The organism is Bradyrhizobium sp. S3.7.6 (assembly GCF_054061875.1).
Map to the genome: position 1 here is coordinate 1 of NZ_JBSSEQ010000004.1, position 14,256 is coordinate 14,256.

At 64.9% G+C, this 14,256-nt stretch carries 10 protein-coding genes and 3 pseudogenes; 1 reads left to right on the forward strand and 12 read right to left on the reverse strand.

Annotated elements, in window-relative coordinates:
- Positions 1-108: 108 nt before the first annotated feature.
- From ACVJ5M_RS45145 to ACVJ5M_RS45180, 8 genes and pseudogenes are all read right to left on the reverse strand, one after another.
- Positions 109-522, reverse strand: coding sequence for a hypothetical protein (locus tag ACVJ5M_RS45145; RefSeq protein WP_166354128.1), 414 nt, complete (start codon positions 520-522; stop codon positions 109-111).
- A complete protein-coding gene (locus ACVJ5M_RS45150; protein WP_456679764.1) occupies positions 519-1,412 on the reverse strand; it encodes a DUF7007 domain-containing protein in 894 nt (297 codons plus the stop codon). Before ACVJ5M_RS45150 ends, ACVJ5M_RS45145 begins: the two co-directional genes overlap by 4 nt.
- Positions 1,409-1,885, reverse strand: coding sequence for a hypothetical protein (locus ACVJ5M_RS45155; RefSeq protein WP_162479007.1), 477 nt, complete (start codon positions 1,883-1,885; stop codon positions 1,409-1,411). The genes ACVJ5M_RS45150 and ACVJ5M_RS45155 overlap by 4 nt, the downstream gene beginning before the upstream one ends.
- 88 nt (positions 1,886-1,973) lie before the next feature.
- Complete coding sequence (locus ACVJ5M_RS45160) at positions 1,974-3,659, reverse strand: ParB/RepB/Spo0J family partition protein (RefSeq protein WP_354100321.1); 1,686 nt, start codon at positions 3,657-3,659, stop codon at positions 1,974-1,976.
- A gap of 242 nt (positions 3,660-3,901) precedes the next feature.
- Positions 3,902-8,774, reverse strand: a pseudogene (locus ACVJ5M_RS45165) (N-6 DNA methylase).
- A gap of 164 nt (positions 8,775-8,938) precedes the next feature.
- Positions 8,939-9,544 (reverse strand): DUF1419 domain-containing protein, encoded by a 606-nt coding sequence (locus ACVJ5M_RS45170; protein ID WP_162479006.1) that lies wholly within the window; start codon positions 9,542-9,544, stop codon positions 8,939-8,941.
- A gap of 328 nt (positions 9,545-9,872) precedes the next feature.
- Positions 9,873-10,756 (reverse strand): annotated as a pseudogene (locus ACVJ5M_RS45175) (DUF3991 and toprim domain-containing protein).
- A 207-nt stretch (positions 10,757-10,963) separates the two neighbouring features.
- A complete protein-coding gene (locus tag ACVJ5M_RS45180; protein ID WP_354100320.1) occupies positions 10,964-11,140 on the reverse strand; it encodes a hypothetical protein in 177 nt (58 codons plus the stop codon).
- A 695-nt stretch (positions 11,141-11,835) separates the two neighbouring features.
- Here ACVJ5M_RS45180 and ACVJ5M_RS45185 point away from each other — a divergent pair.
- A complete protein-coding gene (locus ACVJ5M_RS45185; protein WP_085398296.1) occupies positions 11,836-12,093 on the forward strand; it encodes a WGR domain-containing protein in 258 nt (85 codons plus the stop codon).
- Positions 12,094-12,173: 80 nt separating this feature from the next.
- Here ACVJ5M_RS45185 and ACVJ5M_RS45190 read toward each other — a convergent pair whose 3' ends face one another.
- The 4 genes and pseudogenes from ACVJ5M_RS45190 to ACVJ5M_RS45205 all read right to left on the reverse strand — a co-directional run bounded on the left by ACVJ5M_RS45190 (position 12,174) and on the right by ACVJ5M_RS45205 (position 14,177).
- On the reverse strand, positions 12,174-12,452 hold the full coding sequence (locus ACVJ5M_RS45190; protein WP_456679816.1) for a helix-turn-helix domain-containing protein: 279 nt from the start codon (positions 12,450-12,452) through the stop codon (positions 12,174-12,176).
- Between the two features lie 83 nt (positions 12,453-12,535).
- Positions 12,536-13,603: an IS3 family transposase gene (locus ACVJ5M_RS45195; protein ID WP_231142186.1), complete on the reverse strand. Its 1,068-nt coding sequence runs from the start codon at positions 13,601-13,603 to the stop codon at positions 12,536-12,538.
- Positions 13,570-13,722, reverse strand: a pseudogene (locus ACVJ5M_RS45200) (transposase); the annotation flags it as partial. The gene ACVJ5M_RS45195 and the pseudogene ACVJ5M_RS45200, both read right to left, overlap by 34 nt.
- 32 nt (positions 13,723-13,754) lie before the next feature.
- Positions 13,755-14,177 carry an autoinducer binding domain-containing protein gene (locus ACVJ5M_RS45205; RefSeq protein ID WP_354100677.1) on the reverse strand — a complete coding sequence of 141 codons (423 nt, stop codon included), beginning with the start codon at positions 14,175-14,177 and terminating at the stop codon, positions 13,755-13,757.
- Between the last annotated feature and the right edge of the window lie 79 nt (positions 14,178-14,256).

A 14,256-nucleotide genomic window follows, 5' to 3' on the forward strand; every position in this document is an offset into this window, starting at 1 on the left:
GCGGGGCCGGGTTGGCGATGCCGGAAAGATTCACCCTGGCAGACCGCCGCCGCCGCGCCATGCTCGAGACGTTCGCCGAAACGAGCCGCGAATTCAGGCACGGTCCCGCTATGCCGCCGCGCCATGGCGCTTCACCGGGCGACACTCGGCCGGGCTGCGACAGTCGTCCGTACGATGGGTGCGCTCCGAGTCGTCACGAGCGGGTCGAGACATCGGCGCGTGTCGAGCCCGCAGCGCCTCGATCGCGGCATCCTGCCGGGCGAGCTTGCGCGAGAGGGCATCGATCTCCGGCTGGCGCTCTGCGGTGATCGCCGCAAGGTTCGAATGGTAGCGTTCGAGGAAAGCCCTCGGGTCAGGCGGCTTCTCGTGACGGAATCCGAACCGCTTGCGGCCAAGCTGCGGGATCAGCGTCGTCATGCGGCGGATGATCTGCCGGTCGATCATGTCGAGCTGGCGTTGCGTCTGGCGCTGAGCCTCCTCCATGCGCGAAAGCTGGTCGAGGCGTTCGGAGGAGGCCTTCATGGCGATCTTCTCCCTTGCCAGGCGACGAAGCTCGACGGTCCGGAATAGACCTGGTGGTGGGTGTCATCGACCACGAAGCCGAAGCGGCCCATTCGATACTCGTCGGACGGGACCAGAAAGCGCCGCTCCTCGGTGCCTGCACCGCGTCTGCCACCGGGCGTGGCGACAACTTCGACAAAGCCGGGCTGCTGGTCCGAGGCGGTCGCCGCCACGACGATCCAGTCGCCAGCATGCTCCTGCTCGAAGGCGCGCCGATCCTTCTCCCGGGATTCGCCAGGCTGGAGCATAGTCCCAAAGATCGCCTCCCACGCATCGGGCCAACTATCCCTAATCGTGCGCTCCGCACAGCGCCGCTCGTAACTCGTGAACAGATTCGGGAAGGTGATCGCCACGATCGACCAGCCCTCGTCCTCCTCGTACCAGCCACCCCGCGCGCGCAGCATCGAATGGACGCTGCGGTTGCGTTCGGCGGAAAGATGAAAGCCGCCGTGTCCTGCCGTCGAATGGCAGACGACGCCTTCCGCATAGACCGTCGCGCCCTGCGATGGGCCCCAAGGCGTGTTCGCTGTGGAGGCGATGTCGCGGCGGCCGAGCGCACGCTTCTCGCGCTGGTGCTCGGCGTTCTCCGCCACCTTCGCGCGGAAGGCGGCCTCGTCGGCGAGGTCGCCCGAACGGCCGTGGAAGTCGGAGAGCTTCCATTCGGAGATCGGCCGGCCGACGCACCAGCCGGTCGCGAGATAATGGCGACCGTCGCGCGCCGGCAGCATGGCGAAGGTGGTGTCGGCAACACGCGCGGCGAGGAAGCCGTCGCTGCTGCGACCAAACTCGACCTCGGGAAATCCGGCGGCCGAGTCATCGGTCATAGTGGTAGGGAGTGTGGGCGCGGTCATGCGGCTGTCCTCCCCTCCGCGACGTCGGCCGCGACCGCATCGGCCGTCACCTCGTCGAGAACGGCATTTGGATAGCCGTGGCTCTGCAGCCAGGTTTCGGCATCGGCGCGGCTGCCGGCGAGATAGACCAGCTCGGCATCCTCGCCGGGCCGGTCGAGCACGCGGACCGTACCGAGCTTCGGGCGTTCGGTCACGACGAACGCCAGGTCGCTATCGACCGGGAAGGTCCGGTGAACGCGAAGCACCACGACACCGCCACCGCCATAGTCGCCGGAATGCAGCGTGAAGCTTGCGCCGATGACCGTGTTGCCGATGCGGCGTTCGGGCTGTTTGCGGATCAAGCGACCGCCGCTATTGCGGTGTTCCCAGGCCGCGAGCTTCTTGCGGTGCCGCTCCGGCGGCCGCGGCGTGCCGTCGGAAAACCGGACGAGCGAGCCGAGCGGGGCGAGGTCGTAAATCAACTGTGCGGACATGACGTCCTCCTGTTCATGGGGGCGAAACGGAGCCGCCGCCGGATCAACCGGCAGCGGCGTGTTGTTCGGATTGGCGATGCCGGGCGGACTATTCCGCCGCCTCGCGGAACGCCTCGTCGTCCAAGGCTTCGCCATCGTCGGTATCGCCGGCCTCCGGGTCCTCCACCTGGTCGTCGGCCGCGTCGTCTTCGGCGACGGCGTTCTTCGCCAGCCACGACAACAAGGCGACCTTGTCGGGAGCGAACAACGCGGCTGGATGCACGAAGCGACCCTCCCTGAAGTGCTCAACCAGGGCGATGCGGGTGTCCTTCACCTTCTGGCGCGGAAGAACCGGCGTGTCCTTGCACGAGCCTTCGAGCGCGGCGCGCGACAGGCACGACAGGTAATCGTCCGTGCCCATGTTCGGCAGGAAGTTGTCCGCGCCGACCACATCGCCGGCGATGCGCGCTACGATGCCGCTAGCGTTGCGGTTCTCCCGGCACGACAGGACTTCCGTGAGGGTTGAGCGCGCCGCGACGCGGAGCGTGTCGATATCGATGACGAGCTTGCCATCCTGATCGAATAGCGACGCAGCATGGCGTGCTAAACGCCGGTTGCCGTAGTAGGTCCCGCCGCTGCCCGAATCGACCGAGACGTTCAGGCCGGCGAAGGCGAGGATCAACAAGGCCATCAGCGTGTCATCCTCGATCGGCGCGCGGGCCAGCGCCTCGTGCAGCGCGTCCGTTCGGAAGTCGCCGATCATCTCGAGGCCCTTGCGCGTCACGTCAGGACGCGGCATCGAAACTATTGCGGACTCATCCGCAGCGTCGCTGTCGGCCGCCGCAGCCTTGCCCGTCGCCTTCTTCGCCGCGGGCATGCGGTAATGCACGCTCTGCACCCGGCCGTCACGATCCAGATACATCGCGGTGCAATCGCTCTTCGAGGGCTTGCCGTAGACGCGCTCTGCCTTCGGCGGCAGCTTGACATCGCCCCAGTTCGTCGTCTCAGCGATGATGCCGCGCTTCGGCAGGTTGTTCGTCATCCATTCCTGCTGCGCGCCAAGGAAGGCCTCGACATCCGTGGTATAGCGGCTGTCCTCATCTGCTGGCGCGAACAGATCCTCTGCCCACTGGATTCCATAAGCCTGGGCGAGGTCGTCGCCGAAGCTGGCATCACGTGCGTACATCCGGGCCTTGGTCAGAGCCTGCGCCACGCTAAACCACGACACCTGCGGATCGGCCTTGGAGGGCTTGTGCTTCTTCCAGACCTCCTTCTGCTCATCCAGCGAGGCGGAGGCGATGGTGCGGAGCTGCCGCTCGTCGGGCATGTCGCCCTTGGCCATGTGATCGAGCATGGCGGGCAGCACGTTCGCCAAGAGGCGGAGCTTTCTGATATGCCGCACCGGCAGCGCCAAGGCGACGCCGATCGCTTCTTCGGTCCAGCCGAGACCGACGAGGCGTTCGATCGCGCGCCACTGGTCGACGGGATTGAGCGCTTCGCGGGCGATGTTCTCGATCATCGAGCGCATGGCGCCGTTGTCGTTCGCCGCCTCGTCGACGAGGACGTCGATCTCCTTGAGGCCGGCGGCGATCGCCTGCTTCACGCGGCGATGACCGGCGTTGATGACATAGCCGTTACCGCCGCCAGTCTCAGGCGTGATGACGGGCGGCTGGACGATGCCGACGGCCTTGATCGTCGCCAGCAGCAGGGCGTCGGCCTGCGGTGTCGACTTCGACTGGCGCATGCGGTCCGGATTCTCCTTCAGCGCACGCGGATCGACCTTGATGAGTTGCATCGGATTTCTCCTGTTCGGGGTTCGCGGACCGCGGCTCGCGCGTCCTTTTCCGTCTTCTTTCCGAAGACATCCCCCGGCCCGCGGAGCGGTCGGGCCGGCACAACAGCGGCCGAGCATCCTTGTCCGGCCGGACAAGCAGGGCTCTTAAGCCCTGCGAAGGACGACGGGCCGGGATCGCGCAGGCCGCGGTTGAGCGTCAGCGTTGCCGGCTTGGCCGATCTGCGAGCGGCTTTCCTTCTTCATCACGCTGCGATGGCGTTCTCGCCGCTCCCCTCCACATCGCTCGCAAGGGCCTTCTCCACCTCCGCCAACTGCCGGCGCTTCTCGGTAAGCTCGGCGGCGAAGGCGAAGTCGCCGTCCTCGCGCGCCTGATACGAGGCGAGCCTACGGCGTGTATCCGCGAGACGCTGGCGATAGCGCTCGATCTCGCCCTCGAAATTTTCCAACCCATGCTCCAGTCGCGAGATCGCGCCGAGCGGCGTGACCGTGACGGGCAGCTCGATCTCGGCTCCCGCGCCGGTGCGTAGCAGCACGGTGGTGTAGCGGTAACCGTCGCGGCCGAAGCGTTCGCCGGAATATTCGAGGTCAAAGCCGCCTATCGTCGCGACCACAATCTCGCCCTCCTGCTGAAGCTGCACGAGGGTCAGGATCTCCTTCATCAGCGCGCGACCGGCCTCCTTGCGCTCCACATAGCGCTTGCCGGCCACGCTCGCGGCGAAGGCGTCAGCGGCCGTCGCAACGCGGCGTTCAATATCCTTGCCGACATCTGCGATCCGCCGCGTGCAGAACTCGATGTCGCGCTCCGCGTCGCGGATCTGCCGGCGGACGGCGTGTCGATCGTCGATATGCGCCGCGCGGAGACGTTCCAGCCGCGCGATGTCGGCTTCCAGTCCCGCCTTCTCCATCAGCCGCTGGTCGCGGCTGGCGATCGCCTTGGCCATCGCGAACTGATTGGCCTGGCCTTCGCCGAGGTCCTCAAGCCGGCGGATCGACGTGTCCCCGGAGAGCGCCGCGGCGATGAAACGGGCCTTGCGTTCGTTATTCTGCCACATGCTCGCGTCGAGCGATCTCTCCGTGGCATAGGCAAAGATGTCGATGACATCGTGCTGGTTGCCCTGACGCTCGATCCGGCCCTCGCGCTGCGCGATCTGCGACGGCAGCCACGGCACGTCGAGGTGATGGAGCGCCGTCAGCCTGAGCTGCGCGTTCACGCCGGTGCCCATCGTGTCGGAGGAGCCGATCAGGAAGCGGACCTTGCCGGCGCGCACGTCGCCGAACAAGCGCTGCTTGGCCTCGGACTTCCTAAAGTCCTGCATGAAGGCGATCTCGGATCTGGGCACGCCCATGCGGACGAGCTCGTCTCTGATCCAGCTATAGGCCGAGAAGCCGCGCGTCTTCTCGACGCTGATCGTTACGAGGTCGGAGAAAATCATCTGCGCGGCGCCCGGCAGCTCGTACGGCTTGCCGTCAGCGCGCACGTAACTGTTGTCTGACGTCTCCTTCCAGATGCGGAAGGCGTTGCCGACGAGGAGATTCAGCTTGTTGTCCGGCTCGTTATCGCAGTCCGGGTCGACCAGACGCAGGTCAATCGCCGCATGCCGTCCGTCCGTGATGACAGAGAGCAAAATGTCGTCACCCGGCTCCGGCGGCCGGTCGCGCGTCTCGATCGCCTTGATCCGCGCGTCGAGCAGGGCCTGGTAGCGCTTGAGCGCCGGTGTCGGTTTTGCCGTCAGAATCTGCCGCTTGTCGGTCGAGATCGCCGGAACCTTCACATATTGCCGCAGGTCATCCGGTAGCACCACGTCGGCGAAGGACCGGAACATGGCGATCAGCTCGGGGACGTTGACGAAGGTCGCGAAGCGCGTGACCGGCTTGTACTTGCCGGACGGCTGAAGCTCGAGCTGGGTCGAGACATCGCCGAAGGTCGAGGCCCAGGCGTCGAACTCGTGCAGCCCGCGATCCAGAAGCGCCGCGTAGCCGAGATAGCGCTGCAGCGAGAACATCTCGCCGAGCGTGTTGGTGATCGGGGTGCCGGAGGCGAGCACCAGCGCGCGGCCCGGGTTCTTTGTCTCGATGAAGCGGGACTTTACATAGAGATCCCAGGCGCGCTGCGAGCCGTTGGGGTCGACGCCCTTCAGCGTCGACATGTTGGTGGCGAAGGACAGCTTGCGGAACTCCTGCGCCTCATCGACGATGATCTGGTCGACGCCGATCTCCGAGAGGGTGAGGAGGTCGTCCGTGCGCGTAGCGAGTGCTTCGAGCCGTTCCTTCAGGCCCTCCTTCAGCCGCTCAAGCCGCTTACGCGAGACGCGGTCGTCGCTGTCGACCTTGGTCAGCAGTTGCTCGTAGAGCTCGAGCTCGTCCTGGATCATCTGCTGCTCGAATGCGGACGGCACGCCAATGAAGCGGAAGGTGGAATGGGTGATGATGATCGCATCCCACGTCGCGGTCGCGGCGCGCGACAGGAAGCGATGCCGCTTGTCCTTGGTAAAGTTGGTCTCGTCGGCGACGAGGATGCGCGCGACCGGATAGAGCGCCAGGAACTCGCGCGCCGCCTGCGCCAGGCAATGGCCGGGAACGACGAGCATCGCCTTGGCGATCAAGCCGAGCCGGCGCTGCTCCATGATGGAAGCCGCCATGGTCATCGTCTTGCCGGCGCCGACGGCATGGGCGAGATAGGTCGCGCCCGAGGCGATGATGCGCCAGATGCCGCGCTTCTGATGTCCGTAGAGAACGAATGCGCCCGAGGCGCCCGGCAGCTTCAGATGCGAGCCGTCGAAAGCGCGCGGCACGATGTTGTTGAAGCGGTCATTATAGACCCGCGCCAGGCGATCGGTCCGATCCGGATCGGACCAGATCCAGTTCTGGAAGGCAGTCTTGATCTTGTGCAACTTCTCCTTTGCCGCCTCGGTGTCGACCACGTTGAGGACACGACGCTCGCTATCGCCGTCCTTGATGGTGTCGAAGATCTGCGGCACCGAGGAATTGAGCGCATCGGACAGAAGCTGGCCGGCGTGCCGCCGCTCGGTGCCCCATTCGGATGTGCCGGCGGCCATCCAGCCGAGCTGGCGGGCTTCCACGGTCCACGACGCCAGTTCCGGCATGTGGTGGATCTTGATCTCCACGCCCATCGTCTCGTGGACGAAAGCGATGATATCGGCAGCCGGAATCCACGGCGCGCCGAGCCGCGCGGTGATGTCTGAGGGCCGGAGGTCGGCGGGTTGCACCTCGCGCAGGGCCGCCACATTGCGCTCATATTCGGGGTCGAGCGCGGCCGCGGCTTCCGCCGCCGCGAGCTTCGATCGAACGGCGCCTGAAAGATAGGCGTCGGCGGTCTGCCACGACCCATCGGCCGGATCGCGGAAGATGGTGCCGCCGAGTTCGGCGATCACGTCGTCCGCATCGCGATGCACGAGCTCGGCGATGTGATCGGGATCGACATGGCCGCGCTCGTTGAGCACGACGGCCAGAGCGTCGGCGGCGCTGGTGATGACCGGCGGCGCCGGCGGGGCGATCACCCGCTCGGTGAAGATCGGGCCTGGCCTTGCCGTATCGGATTCGAGGTCGTAGTCTTCGATCGAAGCCACCAGCCAGCAGTCCGGATCGTCCAGGAATGGCTGGAGGTTCGGCCTGCGGTGCGTTTCACGGACCTCACCGGTCTCGTCGTCCTCGGCCGTCGACACCATGGTCGTGTTGATCGGCCCGAAGGCGCACGAAGTTCGACCAGGCGATGCGTAAGCGGACCTGCGCATCCTTCCACGGGCGATCAAGCTCCTGGCATTTCAGCACGTCGCGCACCGCATCGCGGATCGGGATCAGCTTCTGGATGATCCGGGCATGCTTTTCCGGAATGCCGTCGGCGCTGCGGCCCTTGCGCACCGCCACAGAGATCGGCTTCCCGTCGAGGATCTGCATCAGGCAATGCCGGTGATCGAGGAAATAGCTGCCCTCGCGCGCCGTGAGGCTCGCCGCGCTCTCCGACTTCGCTGGCACGGCCTCGTGCTCGCTGTCATAGTCGATCGCCTCCGGTTCGCCATCATAGATTGCGACCGGAAGGAGGGTGATCGCGTCGGCGAGCGCAGCCGCGAGCTCCTCGTCGGCCTTGGGTAGACAGGTGTAGGTCTCGCCGAACGGGCCGGAGGTCAGCGCGTGCGCGCCGAGCACACGACGGGGATGGCGTGCAAAAAAGCGGTTGACGCGGATGGCGCCCTCGTCGTCGGTCGCCGGGTGCACCTCCTCCAGGTCGAGCCATGATATGTCGCCTTCGGGCTCGCCGTACTTGCGCCGCCGGAAGAATAGGATGTCGACCACGACGTTGGTGCCGGCATCGGCGCGGAAGCTGCCTTCCGGCAGACGGATGGCACTGAGGAGATCGGCATGCTTTGCGATCAGCGCGCGCGCCGAGCCATCCGCCTTGTCCATGGTGCCGTGCGAGGTGACGAAGGCGGCGAGGCCACCCGGCTTCAACAGCTTGATCGCCTTAACGATGAAGTAATCGTGGAGACGCAGACCGAGCGAGCGCAGCGCGCGGTCCGAGCGCACCGTGCGATCGGAGAAGGGCGGATTGCCGATCGCGAGGTCAAACCGCGCCGGCAGATCGATGCGCGCGAAATCGCCGGTAACGATCCGCGCCTGCGGCTGCAACAGCCGCGCGATGCGCGCCGTGACGGGATCGAGCTCGACGCCGGTGACGTGCGAGACATGGCGTAGCGCTTCGGGCATCAGCGCCGGAAACAGGCCCGTGCCGATGCCGGGCTCGAGCACGCGTCCGCCGCGCCAGCCGAACCGCAGCAATGCCGCCCAGATCGCCCGCACGATGAACTCCGGCGTGAAATGGGCGTATTGCGTGCAGCGCGCGAGCGAGGCGTAGTCAGCATCGTCGATCGCATCCTGCAGATCGGCGCCGATCGCGTCCCCGCCCTTCGCGAACTCGGTTTCGCCCGGTCGGCGGGAGACCGCCGGCCCTGCGGGGACCGACGGCGACGGCGGCGGATCGTCATCATGATCGTCGTCGCCGCCGGGATCGGGGCCGAACGCGGTAACGCCAAGGCCGAGACTGGATGAAAGGTCGGTATTGCCGAAGAGGTCGAGGGTGAAAGGATCGTCATGCGCCATGGGAAATGTCCTCCAGTTGGGCGCGCGCCGCCGTCCGCCGGCGCGGGCTGCGACGGACGGCACGGCGTTGCGGGATTGACGGAGAGCCGGCGCCAGGGCCGGGTGCGGAAATGCGACGCCCCGAGCGAGGCCGGGCTGCCGCGGGGCGGGGAGGGGAGGTCGGGCTAGGCCGCGGCCGTCTCCGGCAGATGGCGGAACTGCACCGGCAGCTTGGCCGCGATCTCTGCCTCGGTGAGGTCGTCGAGGAGCTTCAGGACCGTGCCGCTCTGGCCGGCATAGACGAGTACAGTGCGGCGGCCGCGCATGGCCTGCGGCCAGCGCTCGCCAGCATAGCCGCGATAATCGTCATGCGTGCTCGACCAGATGTGGTCAAGCCGCTCGTCGCGCGTCATCGCGTGCACGGGCCGTGACTCGTGCTCGATGATCGCCGCCTTCATCCGCTCCGGCGACAGCCGATCTGAAAGATCGCAATAGCCATGGAACCAGCGCCGCTTTCCGTCGATGGCAAGCGTGAAGAAGATGCTGGTGACGCTGCCCGTCATGAATTCGCGCATCGCGAACATGTCGGTGCGCATGAACAGCGGGGGCAGGATCTCGAACATGTAGTCGTGCTCCCGCTCGTTGATCTCAAACCACTCGCCGGCGAAGAGATGCTGGCCTTCAGCTTCGGCCATCGCGGGGTCACCACGATGGCGGTTGAACAAGCGGTGCATCTCATGGCGCGTCGCAACGCCTTCGAAGACTTTGCGGATGCTGGGGGAGGTGTGCATGGGCGGCTCCTCTTGGCCTGGCCGGACTGACAGCGCGAGCGATCCGCCTGATCCCTTCGTCACTTCAGTCCTTCATCACACCTCCCCCGCCGGCCGCATCGAAGGTCCGGCGGGTCAAGGGCCGCGGAACGCGGGCGAAGCTTCACCCTTGACGCGCCGGCCGGGCATGCGGCAGCGCTGCATTCCCATTTCATCTTCCCTCCTTCATTGTTCGATCCCCTCTTCCTTCGCTCAACGCCAGGGCGTCAGAGACCCCACTCATTTGAAGGCCTTGGCCCGGCCCCCACGCAGCCGGCGCGTCACCCTGGCGAGCCGCATCAGTTAGACGTCAGGCGCTCAAATCCTCATTCCAGTCGCCGGCGCGCGGCCGCAAACGGGCATACCGGGCACTTGCATCTGCGGCGATGGCACGAATTCGGTCGGCGTAGACCTCGCCTTGCCGATTGTTGTCGGTTGCTGCCACGAGCCAAGCGTAGGGCCGCTTGGCGAGGCCGCGGATGGCGTCATCGGTCGCGGGCGACCAACCGCCGCCGGTGCTGACATAAAGGGTGTCAGGCCGCAGGACCTCGATTGCGGCGAGGCTCATCGCATCTATGGCGGCCTCGGTGATACAGATCCGCTCGGCCCCCTCCGACCCGAAGCGAAAGAGCTCCTTGCTGCCGTCCGTGGCGAAGCCCCGCCACGACGGTCCACGCTCCTCCCAACCTGTGAGCGCTCCAGCAGAATTGCTGTGCGCCGCCCACATGCTGCCTAGGGGCCCTCTCTCAACAGGTCGCTAGCGACCGTCTGCTTCACGATGTCCGCCGGCAGTCCGCGCTCGCCGGTAAGATAGCGCCAAGCTGGCGAGCCGGGCCGCAGCGTGACGCGATATCCCCACCGCTCTACAATCGACGCAAGGGCCTTGGCCCTTGCCGGGCGCTGCCACGCTGGTGCCGCAGGAACGAAGCCAACCACATCCGCAACACGGCCGCACGCCTCGACAAAACCACCAGCACCGAGGTGTTCGGCTAGCGAAAACACGTCCCCTTTCGCCGGCGACAATGGATCGAACCAGCCGCGGCCCTGGTGGATGACGATGATGATGTTGGTGTCGCGGCGATACTTGATCGCCCGCCGGGTGCTTTCCTTGACGTCGACCTTCCAGCCGTCTTTCTCGAGCAGGGCTGCGCAACCAACCTTTTTACGCAGCTCTTCAATTTCTTGCTTGTCCATTTATCTGCACCGGGTCGCGCAGGCGACGTCCGGCCCCTCTTCTGTTGGTCTCACTTGTTCCTAGCCTTGCGGCACGTCCCCCCGACCGGCCGCGAAGCCTGCCGGAGGCAAGGGCGCGCGGACAAGCTGTCGAATTTGTCAGCTAGGTGGGCGCGGCGAAGCTTCCCTTGCAGCCGGCAAGGCGCCAGCGGCAGCCGGTCACCCGGCTCAATGAGCCGGGCACCAGGGATCGTATTCATGGACGATCGCATCCTGATTCCCGTCGTATTCGCTGGAGACCATCACACCGAATTCGCTCTCAGCCTGGAAAAGGATGACCGGCACCATCAGCGTGCGGGCAAGATCGAAGGCGTGGTTCTGAGCGAGGGTGAGAGTGTGCGACATTGAAAGGCTCCCGTCTTGCGGCGGGGACCATCCCCGCTCGACAGGCGCCGACGTGTTCGGGGGCGGTCGCGGTCACCTCGAGAGGCGAAGCCGAAGAGGTCGCACGCTTGCGTAGCGAACCCCTTGCGGGTTGATCGTAGAAGGCCGCACCAGAACCAAGGAAGCCCATTCGAGAGCGGAGTTGGTCCTTCACCGGAAGCATGTGAGCCGAAACGCACATCGTTCGCCCGCGGATGCAGTATCGGTCTGATTGACTGCGAGAACAGCCGCCGTCTTTTGTCCGGAGCGACAGTCGATTTGCCCACCAGGCGATTACTCCGCGCAATTGGGCTTCGATGTCCTCGAGACCATAGGCATCGCTTGCATTTAGGGGGTTCAGGCCCGACGCGAATACGCGGGAGCTTCCGATGAATCAGCAGCTGCCTTGTTCGGGGACTCGGGCCGTTTCGCGTCAGGGATGGCAGCCCGCAAGGGGAAGACCCGCTCGCGGGGCTTCAGCGCAGCCTCCAGCCCGGCCCGCAGGGCGACGCCCACTTTGTTCGCAGTCAGAGGCGCACAACACCCTATAGTTTCGGAGACCGCTCGTTGAGCACCCTCAATGGCTTTCATCACCGGTATTAACATTCTGAATCGATAGGCCTGATCGATTCGATAACTTAATTGGACGACGTTTTCGACAGGTGCGATTCTTGCGCATGTCTGAACTCACGGTGCCATACCTCGTGCTCCAACGTTGCGATCCGGCCCGCAATATGGCCAGGTTCTATGTCCTCACGATTGAACCGACTCTGTTCGGTGATACGGCGTTGGTGCGCGAATGGGGACGTCTGGGCCACCGCGGCCGCCGGCGGATCGATCTGTTTGCCGGGAGGGTCCAGGCCGTCGAAGCGCTCGAGGCTTGGCTCGTCCGCAAATCACGCCGTGGTTATGTACCAAAGAATCCCGCGCCCTGAGTGCGACCGCCCGGTACTCCTACCCTAATTGAACCGTCGATCTTCGCAACTCCTTGCAAACCGGACAGCCGTTTTGCGCATTACGGGAGCAATCCCTGCCGAAGCGCGAGAGCCACAGCGTGCGGGAGGGTTAATGCAGCAAGATTCCGCCGGGCATTATCCAAATGAAATTTTACACCCCGCGGGCGAACACCGAGGAGCTGGGCAATATCCTGCATCGTCTTGCCCTCGGAGATCCACCCCAGGCATTGCCTTTCACGCTGGGTCAAGGTGCAGACCTGCTGAGCATACCGAGGCGTCCGTCCAATTCCGGCAGCGCTCACATGGGCATGGTAGGTGAGCCCCACCATTTGCAACATATCTTGCGAGCTCTCGACGAAGCGATCGAGTCCAAGGTTGCGCTCATCCACCGCCAGCGTGAACGTGACCTGCCCCTGAAGTTTCACCCAGTAGCGGTTAGAGTCTCGGCGGATGTTACGCCGTTTGGCGCGGTGTGAGCAACGTGCGATCGGCGGAGCTGGTCGGGGTTGCGCAGCCGATCGCACGTTGCGGTGAGGTAGGCGGCATAGGCCGCAGGGGTCAGATAGCCGAGCGAGGAATGCGGGCGTTGGCCGTTGTAGTCGCCGACCCAATCCGCAATCTTGGCGCGGGCGTGATCGAGGCCGAAGAACAAGGTTTCGTTGAGAAGCTCGTCCCGCATCCGGCCGTTGAAGCTTTCACAGAAGCCGTTCTGCATCGGCTTGCCCGGCGCAATGAAGTGCCAGTCGATCTTGTTCTCCTCCGACCAGGCCAGCATGGCATTGCAGGTGAACTCGGTGCCGTTGTCGGAGACGATCATGCCCGGCTTGCCGCGCTGATTGATCAGCGCCGTCAGTTCGCGTGCCACCCGCCGCCCCTGGATCGAGGTGTCGGGGATGGCCGCCAGACATTCCCGGGTCACGTCATCGACGATATTCAGGACCCGGAAGCGACGGCCGCTGGCGAACTGGTCGTGGACAAAATCCAGCGACCACCGGGCGTTCGGCCGAGCCTCGACCAGTATCGGCGCTCGGGTGCCCACGGCGCGGCGGCGGGCCCGGCGCTTGCGCACGCTGAGGCCTTCCTCTCGATACAGACGGTAGATCCGGTTCCGCCCGGACGGCTCGCCCTGCTGGCGAAGCAGCACGAACAGCCGGCGGTAGCCGAACCGCCGACGGGCATTAGCAAGCTCGCGCAAGTGGCCGCGTAGTTCGGTGTCCGGCGGTCGGCACGATCGGTACCGAACCATCTTGCGGTCAGCGCCGACGATGCCGCAGGCCCGCCGCTCCGCCAGACCCATGACGGCCTGCAGGTGCGCGACGGCTTCGCGCTTGGCGACGGGCCCTACCATTTTTTTGACAAAAGCTCGCGTAGCGCTGCAGCATCCAGCATCTGCTCGGCCAGCAGCTTCTTCAGCTTGGCGTTCTCGTCCTCGAGTTGCCGCAACCGCTTGGCATCGGAGACGTCCAGACCGCCGAACTTCGCCTTCCAATTGTACAGCGTCGCTTCAGAGACGCCATGCTTCCGCGCCAAATCGGCAGCCTTCGCACCCGCCTCATGCTCACGCAGCACGCCAATAATCTGCTCTTCCGTAAACCTGGCTCGCTTCATCTGTCCGTCCTTCAGAAGGCCGGACTCTAACTTCAACTGGAGGAAATCGGCAGGGGCAGGTCAAACGCCGCAAACCGGTTTTGGCTTGAGGGAATGCGAATGGTCAGGCCGGTCCTGATCTTGAAGCTGAGCGCATCATCGAACAGGCGGCGCTCTTTCGCCGACTTTGCGCTTCGCGCCTCACGTCCATCCCACAGGAACACACGGCTCGTGTTTCGCGGCTCCTGAAGAACGGGATCGATGTTGTGATAGCCTTCGCGAAAATAGTGGCTGGTCCAGCTCTTCGGATAGGATGAGATCAGAATGGGGCCATTGGCGCGCTGACCAAAATAGGCAAACCACCGGAATCCCAGGGCATGCGCAGCTCGTTCCGCGACACGCCGAAAATCATCTTCCGTATGGGCAGCGTGCAGACAATCGACGAATTCATCGCATGCTCTTTTGACATCTTTCATTGCGCCACTTCAGTCTTTTCTTAGTTCCCACAACGCGAATATTCGGATGATTCGCGCTCTACGTGCAGACATTTATTGC

What these genes read in the sequence shown, in the direction of transcription:
- ACVJ5M_RS45145 (WP_166354128.1), bottom strand. Translation starts at nt 522, where the DNA reads ATGAAGGCCTCCTCCGAACGCCTCGACCAGCTTTCGCGCATGGAGGAG.
- ACVJ5M_RS45150 (WP_456679764.1), bottom strand. Translation starts at nt 1,412, where the DNA reads ATGACCGCGCCCACACTCCCTACCACTATGACCGATGACTCGGCCGCC.
- ACVJ5M_RS45155 (WP_162479007.1), bottom strand. Translation starts at nt 1,885, where the DNA reads ATGTCCGCACAGTTGATTTACGACCTCGCCCCGCTCGGCTCGCTCGTC.
- ACVJ5M_RS45160 (WP_354100321.1), bottom strand. Translation starts at nt 3,659, where the DNA reads ATGCAACTCATCAAGGTCGATCCGCGTGCGCTGAAGGAGAATCCGGAC.
- ACVJ5M_RS45170 (WP_162479006.1), bottom strand. Translation starts at nt 9,544, where the DNA reads ATGCACACCTCCCCCAGCATCCGCAAAGTCTTCGAAGGCGTTGCGACG.
- ACVJ5M_RS45180 (WP_354100320.1), bottom strand. Translation starts at nt 11,140, where the DNA reads ATGTCGCACACTCTCACCCTCGCTCAGAACCACGCCTTCGATCTTGCC.
- ACVJ5M_RS45185 (WP_085398296.1), top strand. Translation starts at nt 11,836, where the DNA reads ATGTCTGAACTCACGGTGCCATACCTCGTGCTCCAACGTTGCGATCCG.
- ACVJ5M_RS45190 (WP_456679816.1), bottom strand. Translation starts at nt 12,452, where the DNA reads ATGTTGCAAATGGTGGGGCTCACCTACCATGCCCATGTGAGCGCTGCC.
- ACVJ5M_RS45205 (WP_354100677.1), bottom strand. Translation starts at nt 14,177, where the DNA reads ATGAAAGATGTCAAAAGAGCATGCGATGAATTCGTCGATTGTCTGCAC.